Annotated in this window: 18 protein-coding genes; 8 read left to right on the top strand and 10 right to left on the bottom strand. The window is 61.1% G+C overall.

All coding sequences use genetic code 11. The features are described from left to right. Positions 1-8 precede the first annotated feature (8 nt). Complete coding sequence (locus tag FHX10_RS02535) at positions 9-1,667, top strand: thiamine pyrophosphate-binding protein (RefSeq protein ID WP_029867943.1); 1,659 nt, start codon at positions 9-11, stop codon at positions 1,665-1,667. 39 nt (positions 1,668-1,706) lie between these two features. On the opposite strand, the gene FHX10_RS02530 is transcribed toward FHX10_RS02535, so the two are convergent. From FHX10_RS02530 to FHX10_RS02520, 3 genes are all read right to left on the bottom strand, one after another. Further along, entirely contained in the window at positions 1,707-2,051 is a 345-nt protein-coding gene (locus FHX10_RS02530) for a RidA family protein (RefSeq protein ID WP_028755822.1), read from the bottom strand. Positions 2,052-2,125: 74 nt separating this feature from the next. Beyond that, positions 2,126-2,464 carry a TIGR01244 family sulfur transferase gene (locus FHX10_RS02525; protein WP_047610991.1) on the bottom strand — a complete coding sequence of 113 codons (339 nt, stop codon included), beginning with the start codon at positions 2,462-2,464 and terminating at the stop codon, positions 2,126-2,128. A gap of 71 nt (positions 2,465-2,535) precedes the next feature. Next, positions 2,536-3,375 carry an aldose 1-epimerase family protein gene (locus tag FHX10_RS02520; protein WP_183844622.1) on the bottom strand — a complete coding sequence of 280 codons (840 nt, stop codon included), beginning with the start codon at positions 3,373-3,375 and terminating at the stop codon, positions 2,536-2,538. A 254-nt stretch (positions 3,376-3,629) separates the two neighbouring features. Here FHX10_RS02520 and FHX10_RS02515 point away from each other — a divergent pair, with 254 nt between their 5' ends. After that, a complete protein-coding gene (locus FHX10_RS02515; RefSeq protein ID WP_183844621.1) occupies positions 3,630-5,030 on the top strand; it encodes a L,D-transpeptidase in 1,401 nt (466 codons plus the stop codon). Between the two features lie 71 nt (positions 5,031-5,101). Here the strand turns inward: FHX10_RS02515 and FHX10_RS02510 are convergent, their stop codons facing one another. From FHX10_RS02510 to FHX10_RS02485, 6 genes are all read right to left on the bottom strand, one after another. Continuing rightward, on the bottom strand, positions 5,102-5,815 hold the full coding sequence (locus tag FHX10_RS02510; protein ID WP_028755818.1) for a ParA family protein: 714 nt from the start codon (positions 5,813-5,815) through the stop codon (positions 5,102-5,104). Positions 5,816-6,043: 228 nt separating this feature from the next. Further along, positions 6,044-7,195 carry an iron-containing alcohol dehydrogenase gene (locus tag FHX10_RS02505; RefSeq protein ID WP_029867941.1) on the bottom strand — a complete coding sequence of 384 codons (1,152 nt, stop codon included), beginning with the start codon at positions 7,193-7,195 and terminating at the stop codon, positions 6,044-6,046. After that, the gene (locus FHX10_RS02500; protein WP_028755816.1) at positions 7,192-8,577 is read right to left on the bottom strand and encodes an aldehyde dehydrogenase family protein; all 1,386 of its coding nucleotides are present in this window, start codon (positions 8,575-8,577) and stop codon (positions 7,192-7,194) included. The genes FHX10_RS02505 and FHX10_RS02500 overlap by 4 nt, the downstream gene beginning before the upstream one ends. 244 nt (positions 8,578-8,821) lie before the next feature. Next, positions 8,822-10,186: a glutamine synthetase family protein gene (locus tag FHX10_RS02495; protein WP_028755815.1), complete on the bottom strand. Its 1,365-nt coding sequence runs from the start codon at positions 10,184-10,186 to the stop codon at positions 8,822-8,824. Positions 10,187-10,333: 147 nt separating this feature from the next. Continuing rightward, the gene (locus tag FHX10_RS02490) at positions 10,334-11,890 is read right to left on the bottom strand and encodes an amino acid permease (RefSeq protein WP_184389086.1); all 1,557 of its coding nucleotides are present in this window, start codon (positions 11,888-11,890) and stop codon (positions 10,334-10,336) included. A gap of 112 nt (positions 11,891-12,002) precedes the next feature. Next, positions 12,003-12,776, bottom strand: a complete 774-nt coding sequence (locus FHX10_RS02485) for an N-formylglutamate amidohydrolase (protein WP_028755813.1) — start codon at positions 12,774-12,776, stop codon at positions 12,003-12,005. Positions 12,777-12,953: 177 nt separating this feature from the next. Here FHX10_RS02485 and FHX10_RS02480 point away from each other — a divergent pair, with 177 nt between their 5' ends. The 6 genes from FHX10_RS02480 (at position 12,954) to FHX10_RS02455 (ending at position 18,443) form a co-directional block, all read left to right on the top strand. Next, a complete protein-coding gene (locus FHX10_RS02480) occupies positions 12,954-13,826 on the top strand; it encodes a MurR/RpiR family transcriptional regulator (protein ID WP_028755812.1) in 873 nt (290 codons plus the stop codon). A gap of 190 nt (positions 13,827-14,016) precedes the next feature. Next, on the top strand, positions 14,017-15,120 hold the full coding sequence (locus tag FHX10_RS02475) for an ABC transporter substrate-binding protein (RefSeq protein WP_028755811.1): 1,104 nt from the start codon (positions 14,017-14,019) through the stop codon (positions 15,118-15,120). 71 nt (positions 15,121-15,191) lie between these two features. Beyond that, complete coding sequence (locus FHX10_RS02470; protein ID WP_028755810.1) at positions 15,192-16,085, top strand: ABC transporter permease; 894 nt, start codon at positions 15,192-15,194, stop codon at positions 16,083-16,085. Next, positions 16,082-16,870, top strand: a complete 789-nt coding sequence (locus FHX10_RS02465) for an ABC transporter permease (RefSeq protein WP_029867940.1) — start codon at positions 16,082-16,084, stop codon at positions 16,868-16,870. Before FHX10_RS02470 ends, FHX10_RS02465 begins: the two co-directional genes overlap by 4 nt. A gap of 12 nt (positions 16,871-16,882) precedes the next feature. Beyond that, a complete protein-coding gene (locus FHX10_RS02460) occupies positions 16,883-17,944 on the top strand; it encodes an ABC transporter ATP-binding protein (protein ID WP_028755809.1) in 1,062 nt (353 codons plus the stop codon). A 193-nt stretch (positions 17,945-18,137) separates the two neighbouring features. After that, positions 18,138-18,443, top strand: a complete 306-nt coding sequence (locus tag FHX10_RS02455; RefSeq protein ID WP_028755808.1) for an NIPSNAP family protein — start codon at positions 18,138-18,140, stop codon at positions 18,441-18,443. Positions 18,444-18,512: 69 nt separating this feature from the next. On the opposite strand, the gene FHX10_RS02450 is transcribed toward FHX10_RS02455, so the two are convergent. Beyond that, the gene (locus FHX10_RS02450; protein ID WP_028755807.1) at positions 18,513-19,514 is read right to left on the bottom strand and encodes an ABC transporter ATP-binding protein; all 1,002 of its coding nucleotides are present in this window, start codon (positions 19,512-19,514) and stop codon (positions 18,513-18,515) included. Positions 19,515-19,520 lie beyond the last annotated feature (6 nt).

Here is a 19,520-nt window from a genome sequence, read left to right as displayed (position 1 = left end):
GCATTGTCATGAAGAAGACCGGCGGAGAACTGATCGTCGAGGCGCTGAAGGCGAATGGCGTCAAGCGGCTTTCCTGCGTTCCCGGCGAGAGCTTCCTCGCCGTTCTCGATGCGCTGCGTGACAGCGATATCGACGTTCTCGTCTGCCGCCAGGAGGGGGGCGCGGCGATGATGGCGGATTGCTGGGGCAGGCTGACCGGCGAACCCGGCATCTGCATGGTGACTCGCGGCCCCGGCGCCACCAACGCTTCCGCCGGCCTGCACATCGCCAAGCAGGACTCGATCCCGATGATCTTGTTCATCGGCCAGGTGCAGCGGGAAGCACGCGAGCGCGAGGCCTTCCAGGAGGTCGAGTTCCGCCGCGCCTTCACCGAATTCGCCAAGTGGGTGGGCGAGATCGACGATGCCGCCCGTATTCCCGAATTCGTCACCCGCGCCTTTGCGGTCGCCACCTCCGGCCGTCCCGGCCCGGTCGTGCTGACGCTGCCGGAAGACATGCTGCGCGACGAGGTCGAGGCACCCCGCGCCAGGCACTATGCCAATGTCGAGGCCCATCCCGGCCGCCGGCAGATCGACGATTTCTATATAAGGCTGCTGAAGGCCGAGCGGCCGATGGTGATCCTTGGCGGCACGCGCTGGGATGCCGATGCCGTCGCCGATTTTCAGAGCTTCGCCGAGCGTTTCCAGCTCCCCGTCGGCTGCTCCTTCCGCCGGCAGATGCTGTTCGATCACCTCCATCCCTCTTATGCCGGCGATGTCGGCATCGGCATCAATCCGGCATTGGCAAAGGAGATTAAGGAGAGCGACCTGCTGATCCTCCTCGGCGGCCGCATGTCGGAAATGCCGTCCTCGTCCTATACGCTGATCGATATCCCCTACCCCCAGCAATCGCTGGTGCACATCCATCCCGACGCTTCCGAGCTTGGCCGCATCTACCGCCCGGATCTTGCCATCTGCGCCGCGCCGGCCGATTTCGTCGCAGCACTCGCCGACCTGGAAGCGCCGGCCGAACCGCACTGGACCGAGCGCACCGCGCGCCTGCACCAGGCCTATCTCACCTGGTCGACCCCGCCGGCGACCGGGCCAGGTGCCGTCCACATGGGGCCGATCATGGAATGGCTGGAGGCCAATACGAAGCCGGAGACGATTTTCACCAATGGTGCGGGCAACTACGCCACCTGGGTGCATCGCTTCCATCGTTTCCGGCGCTTCAACACTCAAGCCGCCCCCACCTCCGGCTCGATGGGGTACGGCCTGCCGGCCGCCGTTGCCGCCAAGCGTCTCTTTCCCGAGCGCGAGGTCATCTGCTTTGCCGGCGACGGCTGCTTCCTGATGCACGGCCAGGAATTCGCCACCGCCATCCGCCACGATCTGCCGATCATCGCGGTGGTCGTCAACAACGGCATCTACGGCACCATCCGCATGCACCAGGAGCGTGAATATCCGGGTCGTGTCAGCAGCACCGATCTGACCAATCCCGACTTCGCAGCCCTTGCCCGCGCCTATGGCGGCCATGGCGAGACGGTGGAAAGGACGGACGAATTCGCCCCGGCCTTCGAGCGGGCGCGCGCCAGCGGCAAACCCTCGATCATCGAAGTCAAGCTCGATCCTGAGGCGATCACGCCGACGCGTACGCTCTCGGAAATCGCGCAAACAAAAAGCCGGTGAGAAAACTCACCGGCCTTGAAGGATAGGGACGCTGCGACTTCAGTCGATGGCCGCCGTGACGATGAACTCGACCTTGTATTTCGGCGCAGCGAGCTTGGCTTCGCTGGTGGCGCGGGCCGGCGGATTGGCAGGATCGATCCAGCCTTCCCAGACGGCGTTCATCTCGGCGAAATCGGCGATGTCGGCAAGGTAGATGATCGTCTGCAGGATTTTCGACTTGTTGCTGCCTGATGCAGCCAGCAGGCGGTCGACTTCGGCAAGCGAGGACTTGCACTGATCGGTGACGCTTTCGCCCTCGCCGACCTGGCCCGCGAGATAGACCGTGTTGCCGTGAATGACGGCGCCGCTCATGCGCGCGCCGACGTCGATACGCTTAATGCTCATCATAGTCTCCTGAGTGAATGGAAGGTGGCGGCGCTGAAGGTCAGCGCCGGAAAATCTGCGCCCGGGAATGGGGCTCAGTTACGGATATGGTGGGTCTTCTGGTAAATCGCCGTCGAGCGTGCGCCGGAACGGCAATAGCCCAACATCGGCCGCGGGAATTCGTCGAGCGCGTCGACCATGCCCTGCACGGCTTCTTCGGTCACGCCCATCGGCCCGACAGGCACGTGGGCGATCTCGAGGCCGATCTCCTTGGCGCGCGCCTCGATGACGGAAAACGACGTCTGGTCGGGACTTTCGTGGTCGGGACGGTGGCAGACGATCGATTTGAACCCCAGCGCCTTGATCTCGTCGAGTTCCTCGAGCGTGATCTGGCCCGAAACCGAATATTCATCGTCGATCTGGCGAATATCCATCGTCTTGTCTCCTCAAAAATCGTGGGGTGAAGGTCTACGACGGAGGTCTGCCAGCGTCAACAACACTTCGCTCACAGAAAGGTAAAGGTCAGCGCATAGCTGCGGCTCTCGCCTGGCGCCAGCATGTTGAACTCACCGGCTGCCTCGAGCTCGTCGCGCAGCACCCAGCGATGCGACACCGGCTCGATGCCGATGATATGGGCCGGCGGCTTCTGGTTCCGCCAGACCTGAAGATAGGGCAGCGTGTCGGCGCGGAAACGCACGCTGAGCGTCCTGCCGCCGATTGCGGCGATCGGCCCGAGGCGGACCTCCGCGAAACCTTCCTCCACCGCCGGCGCCGCGACGCAGAAGATGCCGCCCGGCTCCTCGCCGAATGCCCAGGGGAAACCACCATTCTCCAGCATCCGGCCTTCGAGCCGCGTGCCGTCGTCCAGCCATTTGCCGCCAACGTTCATGTGATACATCAGGAAGGTCGGCACCGTCCGATCGCTGGTATTGACGACCCGGTCTTCGAGCAGCACCTCGCCCGTCGCCCCGTCGATCCGCCACAGCCGTTCGATGCGCTGCGGCAGTCCTTCGACAGTGGTGATGTCGATATCGGCGCGACATTCGGCATTGCCGTTCTCGAATTTCGTCCACAGCACCTTTGCCGCATGGCCAGAGGCCGATCCGTGCAGCGGATAGACTTTGCCGTCGCCCCGGTCGGGAATCGGCTGACGGTGGCGGATGTGATCCGGCCCGCAGGTAAAGAGGAAGCCTTCGAGCGAGTGATCGATTCGCGGATCGCCGTCGTCGGGAATGGCGCGTTTCGGCGCGATATCGACGCCGTCGACGATGCATCCGCCGATATCCAGCACCGATGTTTGGTCCAGCATCAGGCGCGGCCCGCTTGCGGCGGCAAATTCGATCATCACGGTCTCCTTGAGGGAATTATCGGCCTGTAGCGTTAGGTTTCACGCCTCCATTCGTCAATCGCCGCCGCTCTCATCTTGTGTTTTTGCAGCAACCGTGGATTTTGCGGAACGGACAGAAGGGCGCAAACGTTTATGAGTAAAAGGAAATCTTAGTGATTTTCATATTTTGTTCAGTACGCTTTCATAAATTCCACACTAGCGTCAAAATTCGCAGGTGTGTGTCTGCCCAGTCACTGTTCGAGGTGTGAGACGTGAATCGCTTTTTGAGATCGGCATTTTGCCTTACGGCCGTCCTGGCTGCGCTTGCAGCTGCAGCGCCGGAGGCAGGCGCGCAGCAATTCCGCGATCGCCGCCAGAGCGATATCGTGCTCGTGACGCCGACCGGCGAAATCCTCGACTATGTACCAGCAGGTTATATCTATGCTCGCGACCGCAGCGGCAATCGTGTGTTGATCGACGACTACGGCAACGTCGTTGCCACCGAGATGCGCGCCCGCGGCTATTATCCGCCGCGACCCGGCCCGCGCGAAGTCTATAACGACCAGGGCGGCAACGACCCCTATTATTCCGACAACAATCCCTATGGCGATACGCGTTATTCCGAGCGCGGCGCCGTGACCGGCGGCGTTCCACGCGATGCCGCGATCGAACGGCAGCCGCTCGACGACCAGCCCTATCCTGATGACAACAGCATCGGCAATCCGCAGCCCGGCGACGACTACGCCTCGATCGACCCCGACCAGCAGATCCCGCCTGCCGATCAGCCGAAGGCCGCACCCGAAGAGCCCGTCATCACGCTGAAGAACAAGTCGAAGCCGGAGATCGTCGCGCTGCAGGTCTTCCTCGATCGCGCCGGCATCTCCCCCGGCGTCATCGACGGCCATATGGGCTCGAACGTCACCAAGGGCATCTATGCCTATGACCAGATGACCGGGTCGAAGCTCGATCCCAACGACACCGATGCCATTCTCGAAGAGCTGCGCTTGAACGGCGGCCTGCCCGTCGTCAGCTACACGATCACGCCGGCCGATGCCGCCGGTCCCTTCGTCGCCCAGATCCCGGAAGATTATTCGCAGAAGGCGCTGCTGCCGTCGCTTGCCTATACCTCGACCACCGAAATGCTGGCCGAGCGCTTCCATATGGATGAAGCCTTCCTCAAGGAGATGAACCCCGGCGCCGATTTCAGCGTTCCAGGCACGGTGATCAAGGTCGTCAATCCCGGCGAGCCGAAGACCGGTGAAGTCGCTCGCATCATCGCCGACAAGGGCCGCAAGCAGGTCTTCGCCTATGACGGCGCCGGCAATCTCCTCGCCGCCTATCCGGCATCGATCGGCTCCACCGACACTCCCTCTCCGTCGGGCTTGGTAAATGTCGAGCGTGTCGCCCTCAATCCCGGTTACACCTATAATCCGAAGATCAATTTCCAACAGGGCGCAAACGACAAGATCCTCAACATCCCGCCCGGCCCGAACGGCCCCGTCGGCACCGTCTGGATGGCGCTTTCCAAGCCCACCTACGGCATCCACGGCACGCCCGAGCCTTCGAAGATCGGCCGCACCCAGAGCCACGGCTGCATCCGACTGACCAACTGGGATGCCACCGAACTGGCCAAGATGGTCAAGCCGGGCGTCACGGTCGAATTCGTCGATTGAGCCGCTTCATTTCGCTGATAGAAAAGGCCGCCGGATCGCTCCGGCGGCCTTTTCGTTTCATCACGGGGAAATCAGGCCGCCGAGCGGACCAGCGGGTTTCCCATGCGGGCGGAGGCGGTCAGCCTGACCGGCAGCTTGCGCATCATTTCCTCGGCAAAACAGGTGGCGTTTTCACGCGCCTTGTCGAGATTGCTGACGCGCGTGGGGTCGATCGTGTGCAGCGTGCCGCCACAGTCGAAGATGTCGCGGAAGGCGGAGCGTTCGATAATTGCGGTGTCCAGCACCGGCACATGCCGTTCGCTGAGTAGCGACTTGACGAGTTGCAGCGCCCGCGTCGTCACCATCGAGTTGACGCGGGTGAGCACCACCGAATGGCCGATCTTGATGCCGGCCTTCTCGTCCAGATATTGCAGCAGCTCGAGCACCTGCGCGCCGCCGCGTGCATCCATCGCACAGCCCTGGATCGGGATCAGCACATGGTCGGAAAGGCCGACGGCTGTCGCAAGCAGCGGATTGCGCGCACCCGGCAGGTCGACGATGAAATAGTCGGTATTGTGCTTGTTCTCGCTGATATGCTGCGGCAGCGAGGCGGTGGTCACGAAATCGATCACCGAAAGATTGGGAACATGACCCGATATTTCGTGCCAGCGCGAAATCCAGTGCTGCGGATCGGCGTCGAGAATGGTGACGCGATAGCCTTTGCGGGCAAGCTCGGTGGCGAGCAGGAGAACAGCGGTCGTCTTGCCGGCGCCGCCCTTGGTATTTGCGAATGTGATGACAGGCATGTTCGGTCCTCGGAAGGAGATGGTGCGAGCCGGAATCGCTCTTTTACGCACCCTCGGGAGCATCGTGCGGTTAATCCATCCTTTCTAATCATGGTTAACAAATTCCAAACACGCGCGGCGAAATTGCAGCCGGTATTTTTCACATCCCTAAAATTGGGGATGCCGCCGGAATGAAAAAAGGCCGGAAAACCAAGGTTTTCCGGCCAGTCAGTTGGTCCGCTCGTATTGTCAGAAGCAGTCCTTGAACAGAGTTTTGGTATTTTCGAGCGTCATTGCGACCGGGTTGCCGCCGGCGCTCGGATCTTCGATCGCCATGGCCGACAATTCATCGATACGATCAGGCGCGATTCCCATCGCCGACAGCGTCTCCGGCACCCCGAGTTCGGAGCGGAGCTTCAGCACATAGTCGTAAAAGCCGTCGAAACCGCCCGAAATGCCGAGATAGGCGGCGGCGCGGCCGATCTTCTCCTCGATCGCCTTGCGATTGAAGCGCAGCACTGCCGGCATCACGACTGCATTGGTCATGCCGTGATGGGTGTTGTAGACGGCGCCGATCGGGTGCGACAGCGCGTGGATGGCGCCGAGCCCCTTCTGGAAGGCAACCGCGCCCATGGCGGCCGCAGACATCATATTGGCACGGGCTTCGAGGTCTGTGCCTTCCCTATAGGCGCGCGGCAGGAACTCCTTGACGAGCCGCATGCCTTCAAGCGCGATGCCGGCCGACATCGGGTGATAGAAGGGCGAGGAATAAGCCTCCAGGCAATGGGCAAAGGCGTCCATGCCCGTGCCGGCCGTGATGATCTTCGGCATGCCGACCGTCAGTTCCGGATCGGAGATGACGACGCCAGGCAGGAACTTCGGATGGAAGATGATCTTCTTCACATGGGTTTCGGAATTGGTGATGACGCTGGCACGCCCGACTTCCGAACCGGTGCCGGCCGTTGTCGGCACCGCGACGATCGGGGCGATGCCCTCGAGGCTCGCACGCGTCCACCAGTCGCCAATATCTTCGAAGTCCCAGACCGGCCGCGTCTGACCGGCCATGAAGGCGACGCACTTGCCGAGATCGAGGCCGGAGCCGCCGCCGAAGGCGACAACACCGTCATGTCCGCCGTCCTTGAAAGCCTTGACGCCGGCGTCGAGGTTCTTCTCATTGGGGTTCGGATCGACATCGGCGAAGATCGCCCGGCCGAGACCGGCATCTTCGAGGATATCGAGCGCAGTCTTGGTGATCGCCATCGAGGCGAGGCCGCGGTCGGTGACGAGCAGTGGCTTCTTGATGCCGAGGCTCTTGCAGGCGTCGGCCAGTTCCGTGATGCGGCCCCGGCCGAGCTTGACCGATGTCGGATAGCTCCAGTTTGCGGTGATGTTGCTGCTCATGCTGTGACCTTCTTCAGATGGAAAGATTTCGGACGCGTCAGATTTTGGAAGCCGATGATCGACAGCGAGCCACCGCGGCCGGTCTCCTTGACGCCGGTCCAGCAAAGCGCCGGGTCGAGATAATCCGCGCGGTTCATGAAAACGGTGCCGGTTTCGATTGCGCGGCCAAGCCGCGCTGCCCGCTCGACATCCCTGGTCCAGAGCGAGGCCGTCAGCCCGTACTGGCTGTCGTTCATTAAAGCGAGTGCCTCCTCGTCGCCCTTCACCTTCATGATGCCGACTGCCGGACCGAAAGTCTCTTCGCGCATGAAGGCCATGGAGTGGTCGACATTGACGAGGATCTGCGGTGCGAGATAGGCGCCGCCGTCATCCTGAGGGAAAAGCTTGGGATCGACAAGCGCCTTGGCGCCCTTGGAAACCGCGTCAGTAATCTGCTCGCGCACCACCTTGGCGAAGCGCTTATTTGCCATCGGCCCGAGCGACGTATCGGGATCGAGCGGATTGCCGAGCTTGTAGTTCGACACCCAGGCAACCGATTTCTCGACGAAGGCGTCATAGAGCGATTTATGCACATAGATGCGCTCGATGCCGCAGCAGCACTGGCCGGAATTGTAGGTCGCGCCGTCCATCAGCGTATCGACGGCCGCATCAAGATCGGCGTCTTCCATGACATAACCCGGATCCTTGCCGCCGAGTTCGAGACCGAGGCCGGTGAAGGTGCCGGCGGCCGCCCGCTCCATCGACCGCCCGCCTTCGACCGATCCGGTGAAATTGACGAAATTGAAGCTGCCGGCGGCAATTAGCGCCGACGTGGTCTCATGGTCGAGAAAGACGTTCTGGAACACATCCTCGGGAACGCCGGCCTCGATGAAGGCCTGCACCAGCCGTTCGCCGACAAGAAGCGTCTGCGAGGCATGTTTCAGCACCACGGTATTGCCGGCCATCAACGCCGGCGCGATCGTGTTGATCGCCGTCATATAGGGATAGTTCCACGGCGCGACGACGAAGACGACGCCATGGGCTTCGCGCTCGATGCGGCGCTCGAAACGCTCGCTCTCCTCGACGACGAGAGGCGCCAGCGCGTCCGCCGCGATGGAGGCGACATAGTTGGAGCGCTCGTTAAAGCCTTTGTATTCGCCGCCATACTTGACCGGCCGGCCCATCTGCCAGGCAAGCTCCGGGACGACGACATCAGACATCTCATTCAGCCGCGCAGCACCCTTCAGCACCAGCTGCACGCGCTCTTCGAGCGGCCGTTTCGCCCAGGCTTTCTGCGCCTTGCGGGCGCGCGCCACCACATCCTTGGCGGCATCGAGAGAAAGTGCGGCGCGTTCGGCATAGACCGACCCGTCAACCGGTGAAATGCATTGGATCATTGCCATGATCGATTTCCGTCCTCGTATTGATCAAAAATTTCGTCGAGGGCCATAGCCCCTCATCCGCCTGCCGGCACCTTCTCCCCGCTCGCGGGGAGAAGGGAATACACAGCACCGTTTTCCCCAACCGCAAACCCCGCACAGGGCACGTCCCCTCTCCCCGCAAGCGGGGGTCCGAAGGACGGGTCGAGACCAGTGGCTCGACCCCGGCAACGGTTAGCGTGAGGGGCAAGCCGCCTCTGATTGCCTATTAAGCTCTTTCGAAACCGCGCGCCACTTCCCAGTCGGTGATACGGCGATCGTATTCTTCCTGCTCCCATTCGGCAGTACGGGTGTAATGGTCGATAACGTCGTCGCCGAAGGCTTTGCGCAGCATTGCCGATTCCGTCATCTCAATCGTGGCTGCGCGCAGCGTGCGCGGGATTTCGCGGACACCCTTGCCGCCATAGGCGTCGCCGACGAAGGGGGCTTCGAGCTCCAGCTTGTTCTCGATGCCGTCAATGCCGGCCGCAAGCAGCGCGGCGAAGGCGAGATAGGGATTGAGATCGGAGCCGCCGACGCGGCACTCGATACGGATTCCCTTGGTCTCCTCGCCGCAGAGCCGATAGCCGGCGGTACGGTTGTCCTTGCTCCAGATCGCCTTGGTCGGCGCAAAGGTACCGGCCATGAAGCGCTTGTAGGAGTTGATGTAGGGCGCCAGGAAATAGGTGATCTCGCTCGCATGGGCGAGAAGCCCGGCGACGTAATTGTGCATCAGCGGCGACATGCCATATTTGCCGGTATGGTCGAAGAAAAGCGGCTTCTCCTCCAGGCTCCAGAGCGACTGGTGGATGTGCGAGGAACTGCCGGCGGCGTTGTAGTTCCACTTGGCGAGGAATGTGATGGCCTTGCCCTTCGACCAGGCGATCTCCTTGCAGCCGTTCTTGATGATCGCGTGCCGGTCGGCCATGGCGAGCGCATCGGCGTAGCGCACGTTGATCTCTTCCTGGCCGGCCGAAGCCTCGCCCTTGGAGTTCTCGACCGGGATGCCGGCGCCTTGCAGCCCGGTGCGGATCGCCCGCATCACCTCTTCCTCCTTGGTGGTCTGGAAGATGTGGTAGTCCTCGTTATAGGCGCTGGCGAGCTTGAGGTTGCGGTAGCCCGAGGCCTGTGCCGCCTCATAGGTCTGGTCGAACAGGAAAAACTCGAGTTCGGAGGCCATATAGGCCTTCATGCCCATATCTTCGAGGCGCTTCACCTGCTTCTTCAGGATCGCGCGCGGCGAGTGGGCGACCTCCTCATGCGTATGATGGTCGAGCACGTCGCAGAGCACCAGCGCGGTGCCTTCGAGCCAGGGAATGCGGCGCAGCGTCGCCAGATCCGGCTTCATGGTGTAGTCGCCGTAACCCTTCTCCCAACTCGTCGCCTTGTAGCCGGAGACCGTCTCCATCTCCATGTCCGTGGCAATCAGGTAGTTGCAGCTGTGCGTTTCCTTCCAGGCGCTCTCGATGAAATACTCCGCCTGGAACCGCTTGCCCATCAGCCGGCCCTGCATGTCCACCTGGCAGGCCAGAACCGTGTCGATGCGCCCTTCGGCAACATCCTTCCTGAGATCGTCGATCGTGTAGCTGCTCATGATTGATCCGCCTGAATTGGGATTGAGAAAATCGGGGCAACGAAATCGCATACGCTCGGCCGGACCTCCCAGCCCGATGCCTTTTCGTTGAACCGGTGATGGGGCCGCAGGATGCGGCCCCGCCATTTGAGAGGGAAGCCTCGATGCTTACTTTTCGCCGCTCTCGCCGACCGCCGCTTCGGCGGCCGCGATCTCGGCCTGACGCTTTGCCACTTCGGCGCCGATCGGCGGCCCCTTGAAGCGCCGGCTTTCGAAGCCGAACCAGACGATCCCGGTGACCACGAGGAAGCCGACGGTGATATAGAGCGCCCATTCATTCGGAGGTTGAATGCCGAGAATGAAGATCAGGATCATCGCGATGATCGTCAGCACGGCAAAGAGCTTGAAGACGCCTTCGCCGAGGTTCCACGGACCCATCTTGTCCCACTTCGATGTACCCCAGGCGAAGAGGCCGAGCGTGATCGGAATCGCGAAGGAGAAGAACAGGAAGATGACGGTGCACGAGACGACGATCGTGTAGACCGGCGTGTCGCCGATCGAAACGAGCGAAGAGCCCCAGACGAACAGGACCGATAAGATCGAGCCTGTCCAGATCGCAGCTACCGGCGTGCGGTACTGCGGGCTGACCTTCGACAATGCCTTCGATGCCGGCAGACCGCCGTCACGCGAGAAGGCGAAGATCATGCGAGAGACCGAGGTGACGGTCGCAAGACCGCACAGCCACTGGCTGACCAGGATGGCGAGGTAGAGAATGTCCTTGACGATCGGGTTGACCTGGCTGTCCATCGCCCAGAAGAACACGTTCCAGCCCTGCTTTGCCGCATCGTCCATGTTCGGCAGCATCAGGACGAAGGCGCACAGCATGATATAACCGAAAAGCGCCGACCACAGCACCGACGCGACCATGCCGCGCGGGACCGATTCAGCAGCCTTGACGGTCTCTTCCGACGTATGCGCGGAGGCGTCATAGCCGGTGATGGTGTAGATCGGCAGCAGCAGACCGAGCAGGAAGACCCAGGTACCCGAGGTGGAGGGCCAGACGTTACCGCCGACTTCGCCGGAATAGTTGGCGAAGGTGAAGAGACGGCCGAATTCATACGAGGGTGCCGCGAGAAGGCAGACGACTGCCAGCGCAATCGAGCTCGCGAAGATGAGATAGCCCGAAAAGTCGGTCAGCTTCGCTGTCAGCCCGATGCCCATGTGGTTCACGAGCGCCTGCGCACCGGTGATGATGACGAGGAAGACGATGCGTACTACCGTCGAATCCGTCAGCCCGAGATAGGTGGTGCCGAAGGAGCCCATGAAGAAATAGTAGGTGCCGACATTGATGGCGCCGAGCACGGTGACGAGCCCGAGCAGGTTGAACCATGCGGTCAGCCAGCCGGTGAAGCGGTTGCCGAGGATCGAACCCCAGTGATAGAGCCCACCGGCCGTCGGATAGGCGGAGCTGATCTGCGCCATGGCAACGGCGAAGACCAGCGAGATGAAGCACCCGATCGGCCAGCCGATGCCGATGGCCGCTCCGCCGGCACCGGAGGTCGCCTGCGCCAGCGAATTGATGCCGCCGGACAGAATGCAGATGATGGAGAATGATACGGCAAAATTCGAGAACGAGCTCATGCGTCGTTCGAGTTCCTGGGCATAGCCCATGGAATGCAGGATGTGCACATCCTGCTTCTTGTCCAGTTCGGTATAATCCGACATGACTTCCCCCTGTTCACGATCGGCCGCGGGATTGCGGGCCGGTTCAGTGCCAATTGTCCGCGGCATTTGCGCCGTACAGACGTTCGCAGTTAGACTGCTCCCTCGGGTCTTTTTATTGGGCGTCCAGGCTTTGCTGGAGCAGCCCCTTTAGATAGTCGGCCATGACCCTTTGGCCGGCATCGTTTGCGATGAGATCGTTTCGGACCTCGATCATAACATTGCGAATCCCGTTCGAAAGCCCGTGCAGGATCAGCGTGTGGGTTACGCCATCCTCGGGTCCGTAAGGCTCGTTGCGTTCCGTCCTGAAGAGCGGTGCCTCAGCGGCAGCTTTCAGCATGCCGTCGGCCAGCCGACTGTCCTTGTCGTGCAATATGCCGAGTTCGACGGCCCGCTCTCGGCCGTGATAGACCGGCGTGAAACTGTGCATCGTCACGATGATGCTGTCTTGGCCCCGCGCCCGACGGTCACGGATCAATCCACGAACGGCATCGTGAAAAGGCACGTAGAGCGCCTCGGTGCGCGCCAGCCGCTCTTCCGCGGTCAAATCCTTGTTACCGGGAATGGCATAGATCTCGCTTGTCTCGGGCATCGCCCCCGGCGAGCTGGGTGGGCGGTTGCAATCATAGATCAACCGTGAAAACCGCTGATAGATGAGCGTCGCGTCAAGGGCGTCGGATAGGATGCGGGCAACCGCAAGTGCGCCTGGATCCCAAGCAATATGGCTGGAGAGCGCTTCACGCGAAAGACCGAGATCACCGAAACGTTCAGGAAGAGTGCTGGAGGCATGCTCACAGACGAAGAGCACCGGGCTCCCGCCACGGATGCGCTCGATCCCGACGCAGTCGCCGTCCGCTTCGCTGAGGATGTTCGGTCGAGCCAGCACCAAAAGCGCCACTCCTTATCCATTAATAAATTCTTATAAGAAAAGAATTCTTCAGGTTTCGATGACTGTCAAGCATCGACTGAAAATTTCTTTTCATGACAGTAGTTGACATGGATTATGACAGCGTTGTTAACTTTGAGTGGGAAAGTGGCGCCAGACCATCCCGGGGAGCATAGTTACGTGACAGTTGCGTCGAAGACGGTTTCGGACGTCATACATTCGCATTTGGGGGTGCTGACGCGCGCCGAGAAGCAGTTGGCCGAAAGCCTTCTCGACAATTATCCGGTTTCCGGTCTCGGCAGCATCACCACGATCGCCGAGAATGCCGGCGTCTCGACGCCGACCGTCGTGCGCATGGTGCAGAAACTCGGCTTCAAGGGCTATCCGGACTTTCAGGCGCATCTGCATCAGGAGGTCGAGGCGACGATCTCGAACCCCATCGCCAAGCACGATCGCTGGGCGCAGAACGCGCCGGGCACCCATATCCTCAATCGCTTTGCCGATGCCATCATGGGCAATCTGCGCCAGACGCTGACCGATCTCGACACCGCGACTTTCGACAGCGTCGCCTCGCTGCTCTCCGACCGCAAACGCGGCCTCTATTTCGTCGGCGGCCGCATCACCGGCGCGCTTGCCGAGTATTTCTTCACCCACATGCAGGTGATCCGGCCAGCAACGACGCTGCTGTCGTCGAATTCCAGCAGCTGGCCGCAATATGTCCTCAACATGAATGCCGGCGACATCCTGATCATCTTCGACATCCGCCGCTACGAGCAGGAAATGGTGAGCCTTGCCACCGCCGCCCGCAAACGCGGCGCCGAGATCGTCGTCTTCACCGACCAGTGGGGCTCGCCCGCGGCCAAGCTCGCCAGACATACCTTCCGCGTCCGGATCGAAGCGCCATCGGCCTGGGATTCCTCCGTCGTCACCCTGTTCATCGTCGAAGCGCTGATCGAGGCCGTTCAGAATTCGACCTGGGACGAGACGAAGGAGCGCATGAAGACGCTGGAAGGCCTGTTTGAGCAGACCAGGCTTTTCCGTAAACCGGGTTAGGAGGACAAGACTAAACAGAAGAAAGACAATGACGGATTTTCACGGAAACAGACCGCGCTGTCGCAAATAGAATATTTGTCGCAAAGGCCTGATATTCAGGGTGAAATGAACGTCATCCAAACGTCATACAAGCTTCATGTAAGCTCATTAACAGCATCGCCAGACACTGAAAACCCGAAGGAGAACAACAGTGATCTCTAACATTTCTCGACTGCTGTCGCTTTCTACTGCGATGATCGTGGCTTCGACCGCGATTGCCGCCGCTGAGCCGAGCGCTGAACTCATCGCCGCCGCCAAGAAGGAAGGCACCCTGACGACCATCGCACTTCCGCACGACTGGTGCGGCTACGGCGACGTCATTGCCGGCTTCAAGGCCAAATACGGTCTTGAGGTCAACGAACTGAACCCGGATGCCGGCTCCGGCGACGAAATCGAAGCGATCAAGGCCAACAAGGGCAATACCGGCCCGCAGGCTCCTGACGTCATCGACGTCGGCCTCTCCTTTGGCCCGTCCGCTAAGAAAGACGGCCTGATCCAGCCTTATAAGGTCTCTACCTGGGATTCCATCCCGGATACCGCCAAGGACGCCGAAGGCTATTGGTATGGCGACTATTACGGCGTTCTCTCGTTCCTCGTGAACAAGGATCTCGTCAAGGAATCGCCGGCCGATTGGCCCGATCTGAAAAAGAGCGACTACGCAAACAGCGTCGCGCTGGCAGGCGACCCGCGCACGGCCAACCAGGCTGTCCAGGGCGTCTATGCCGCCGGTCTTTCCGCATCTGGCGGTGACGCAGCCAAGGCAGGTGAAGAAGGTCTGAAGTTCTTCGCCGAGCTCAACAAGAACGGCAATTTCGTGCCGGTCGTCGGCAAGGCTGCTCCCTTCGCGCAGGGCTCCACGCCGATCATCGTCGCCTGGGACTACAACGCGATGTCCTGGGGCGAAGGCCTGAAGGGCAATCCTCCGTTCGAGGTTGTCGTTCCCAAGACCGGCGTCGTTGCCGGCGTTTACGTTCAGGCGATTTCTGCCTTCGCTCCGCACCCGAACGCTGCCAAGCTCTGGATGGAATACCTCTATTCCGACGAAGGTCAGCTCGGCTGGCTGAAGGGCTATTGCCACCCGATCCGCTTCAACGATCTTGCCAAGAACAACAAGATCCCGAAGGAATTGCTCGACAAGCTGCCGCCGGCAGCGGCCTACGAAAAGGCCGTCTTCCCGACGCTCGAAGAGCAGGCCGCCGGCAAGGAAGCCATCACCAAGAACTGGGATTCCGTCGTCGGCGCCAACGTCAAGTAATCTCTGCTCCTGCCTCCCCGCCGCAAGGCGGGGAGGTTTTGTTACTCCGACGCCCCAGGATGAGCTTTTCCATGAGCACCGTTTCTACGCCGATGGCGAGCAGTGCCCCCTTGATCAACAAAGACCGTGTGATCGACTGGCTGGGCATTGCACCCTTCATCATTTTCTCCCTGCTATTCCTGATCATCCCCACGCTCTATCTTGTGGCGGGCGCATTCCTGACGCCCGAGGGCGATTTCACGCTGAAGAATATCGGCGATCTCTTTACGCCATCGATCATGAGCGCTTACTGGATCAGTATCCGCGTCTCGGTCGCCTCCGCTCTCGGCGGCGCGCTGATCGGCTTCTTCCTCGCCTGGGCCGTCGTGCTCGGCGGCCTGCCCGCCTCCGTGCGCTCGACGCTGCTGACCTTCTCCGGCGTCGCCTCGAATTTCGCCGGCGTGCCGCTCGCCTTCGCCTTTCTCGCAACGCTCGGCCGTACCGGCCTTGTGACGATCTTCCTGCGCGAATGGTTCGGCTTCAATCTCTACGGCACCGGTTTCAACCTGCTGTCCTTCTTTGGCCTCACCATCACCTACATGTATTTCCAGATCCCGCTGATGGTGCTGATCCTGACGCCGGCCCTCGACGGCATGAAGAAGGAATGGCGCGAGGCATCGCAGATCCTCGGCGCCACCAACCGCCAATATTGGACGATGGTTGCCCTTCCGATCCTCTGGCCGAGCCTGCTTGGCACGACGCTGCTGCTTTTCGCCAATGCCTTCGGCGCCATCGCCACCGCCTTTGCGCTGACCGGCAGCTCGCTGAACATCGTGCCGATCCTGCTTTATGCGCAGATCCGCGGCGACGTTCTGCACAATGCCAACCTCGGCTACGCCATCGCGCTCGGCATGATCGTCATTACAGGCGTCTCCAACGTCCTTTATCTCATGCTGCGCATGCGCGCCGAACGGTGGCAGAAATGAAAGCTCAACGTCTTGGGGCCTGGATCGCCGTCATCTTGGGCGCATCCTATTTCGTCATTCCGTTGATCGGCACGATCGAATTTTCGCTGCGCATGCGCCGCGGCGAATACAGCCTCGATGCCTATGAATCGGTCTTCTCAGACATTCAGTTCCGCGAGACCTTCGGCTATTCCATGCTGATGGCGTTATTCACCATCGTCTTCGGCATGCTGCTCGTCGTGCCGACGGCCTATTGGGTGCGGCTGCGCCTGCCGCAGATGCGTCCCGTCGTCGAATTCATCACGCTGCTGCCGCTTGTCATTCCGGCGATCGTCATCGTCTTCGGTTACCTCAGGATGTATAATTCGTCGTCCTACCTGCCCCTGACGGGTTCGACGACCGGCACCAACGCCCTGCTGGTCTTCTCCTATATCACGCTGTCCCTGCCCTACATGTACCGCGCCGTCGATACCGCCATGCGCGCCATCGACGTCCGCACGCTGACGGAAGCGGCCGAAAGTCTCGGCGCCCGCTGGACGACCATCATGTTCAGGTGCATTTTCCCCAACGTCATGAGCGGCGTGCTCTCCGGCGCCTTCATCACGCTGGCAATCGTCATGGGCGAATTCACCTTCGCCGCGCTGCTCAACCGTCCGGCTTTCGGTCCCTATCTGCAGCTCGTCGGTGCAAACAAGGCCTATGAGCCTTCGGCGCTCGCCGTCATCGCCTTCTCGATCACCTGGCTCAGCATGGGCCTGCTCAACCTCGTTTCCCGCTTCGGTAAAGCCCGCCCGGCAAAGGCTTAAGGTAACTGGCTCATGTCCTTTCTCACACTGACCAACATTCAGAAATCCTTCGGCCCGGTTCAGGTCGTCAAGAACTTCAACATGAACATCGAGAAGGGTGAGTTCATCTCCTTCCTCGGCCCGTCAGGCTGCGGCAAGACGACTGTTCTGCGCATGATCGCCGGCTTCGAGACACCGACCGGCGGCACGCTGACCATCAACGGCAAGGACCAGAGCGCCCTGAAGCCGAACCAGCGCAATATCGGTATGGTCTTCCAGGCCTATGCATTGTTCCCCAACATGACCGTGCACGACAATGTCGCCTTCGGCCTCAAGGTCGCCGGCGCGCCGAAGCCTGAGATTGACGCCCGCGTCAAGGAAATGCTCGGCCTGATCAAACTCGATCACCTGGCCGACCGCTTCCCCTATCAGCTATCGGGCGGCCAGCAGCAGCGTGTCGCCCTTGCCCGCGCGCTTGCCGTCAAGCCGCAGGTGCTGCTGCTCGACGAGCCGCTCTCCGCGCTCGACGCCAAGATCCGCGTGTCGCTGCGCGAGGAAATCCGCCAGATCCAGCAGCAGCTCGGCATCACCACGGTCTTCGTCACCCACGACCAGGAAGAAGCTCTGTCGATCTCCGACCGCATTGTCGTCATGAATGCCGGCAAGGCTGACCAGATCGGTTCGCCCTTCGAGATCTACAACACGCCGGCGACACGCTTCGTCGCCTCCTTCGTCGGCACGTTGAACCTCATCGAGGCCAAGGTCATCGACCCCGGCGCCAACCGCATCCAGATCGGCGATCAGGGCGTGACGCTCAAGCAGTCGGTCGCCGCCCACAAGGCTGGCGAAACCATTTCGCTGGCGCTGCGTCCGGAAGCCGGTTCCCTCTCTGACAACGTCAAAAGCGATACGGCGCTAACCGGCCAGGTCGTCTCGGCCCACTTCCTGGGATCGGTCATCCGCACCCGTATGAATGTCGGCGGCAACGTCATCTCCTTCGACATGTTCAACAGCCCGGGCATCACCCCGCCGCAGGCCGGCGAAACGGTGACGCTGCGCTTCATGGCGGCCGACCTGCTGATCATCCGCGACTGATTTCGCCGATACCGTTCACGCAAAAGGCGCCGCGAAACGGCGCCTTTTTCATTTCAGGCTGGCCGACACGTCAGCAATCGTGATGCTGTCATCACTGCAAAGCACTTGAACTCTCTCAACGCGATGCCAGAAGGTGAGCAAACCAAATGAGCCGCACCCCTCCGCTCGGTGTTTTACGCAATGGGATATGTCAATGATTACCTGCCACCTGCGTTATGTGATCGATCCGTACAAGCTTGCCGAATTCGAGGAATATGCCCGGCTCTGGATTCCGATCGTCAACAGGATGGGCGGCACCCATCACGGTTATTTCCTGCCATCCGAAGGCGCCAACGACATTGCCGTTGCCTTGTTTTCCTTCCCGAGCCTTGCCGCCTATGAGGACTATCGCACGCGCATGGCGAGTGATCCGGAATGTCAGGCCGCTTTCGAACTCGACAAACGCAACCGCAGTATCGTCAGCTATGAACGTAGCTTCATGCGGCCCGTGCTTGGCTGATCGAACTCTTGCACGCCAACGGGAAGTGAAAGGCCCCGCAACACGGGGCTTTTTCGTTCTATCATGCCCTCAGCGGATCGCCTGGTCGTCGACATCGAAGCGGTGGACACGCGCCTGATCCGGCGTCGCATAGACGATCTCGTCGGGCTCGTACTGATGCTCGCCGAACAGGCGTGCCGTCAGCAGGCCGCACTGGTCGGACTCCAGATAGATGATCGTATCGGCGCCGAGATGCTCGACATGCACGACCTTCGCCGCCCAACTCCCCTGCTCACGCGACAGCGTCATGTGTTCGGGCCGCACGCCGATCGTCTTGGCGCTGTGATCGCCAACCTTCTCGGCCGCGATGAAATTCATCTGCGGTGAGCCGATGAAGCCGGCGACGAAGACATTGGCCGGACGGTTGTAAAGCTCCATCGGCGAACCGATCTGTTCGATCGCGCCGGCATTCAACACGACGATCTTGTCGGCAAGCGTCATCGCCTCGACCTGATCGTGGGTCACATAGATCATCGTCGCCTTCAGGCTGCGGTGCAGCCGGGCGATTTCGAGGCGGGTCTGGACGCGTAGCGCCGCATCGAGGTTCGACAACGGTTCGTCGAACAGGAAGAGTTCCGGTTCGCGCACGATGGCGCGGCCGATCGCGACACGCTGGCGCTGGCCGCCGGAGAGCTCGGCCGGCCGCCGCGCTAGATATGGCTCCAGCGACAGCATGCCGGATGCCTTGCTGACACGCTTTTCGATCTCGTCCTTTGCGGTGCCGGCCTGCTTGAGGCCGAGCCCCATATTGTCCTTGACCGTCAGATGCGGATAGAGCGCGTAGGACTGGAACACCATGGCGATTCCGCGCCTGGCCGGCGGCGTCAGCGTCTCGTCGCGGCCGTTGATGACGACGGCGCCCGACGTGACGTCCTCGAGACCGGCAATGCTGCGCAGCAGCGTCGACTTCCCGCAGCCCGACGGACCGACGAAGATGACGAATTCACCGTCCTTGACTTCGAGGTCGATGCCTTTCAGCACTTCATGCGTGCCGTAGGTCTTGCGGATGGATTTGAGTTGAAGCGATCCCACTGTCTT

Source organism: Rhizobium sp. BK591, from assembly GCF_014195045.1.
GTDB lineage: Bacteria > Pseudomonadota > Alphaproteobacteria > Rhizobiales > Rhizobiaceae > Rhizobium > Rhizobium anhuiense.
Note: the sequence above shows the minus strand (reverse complement) of the source record. Positions and strands in the feature narration are given on the sequence as shown.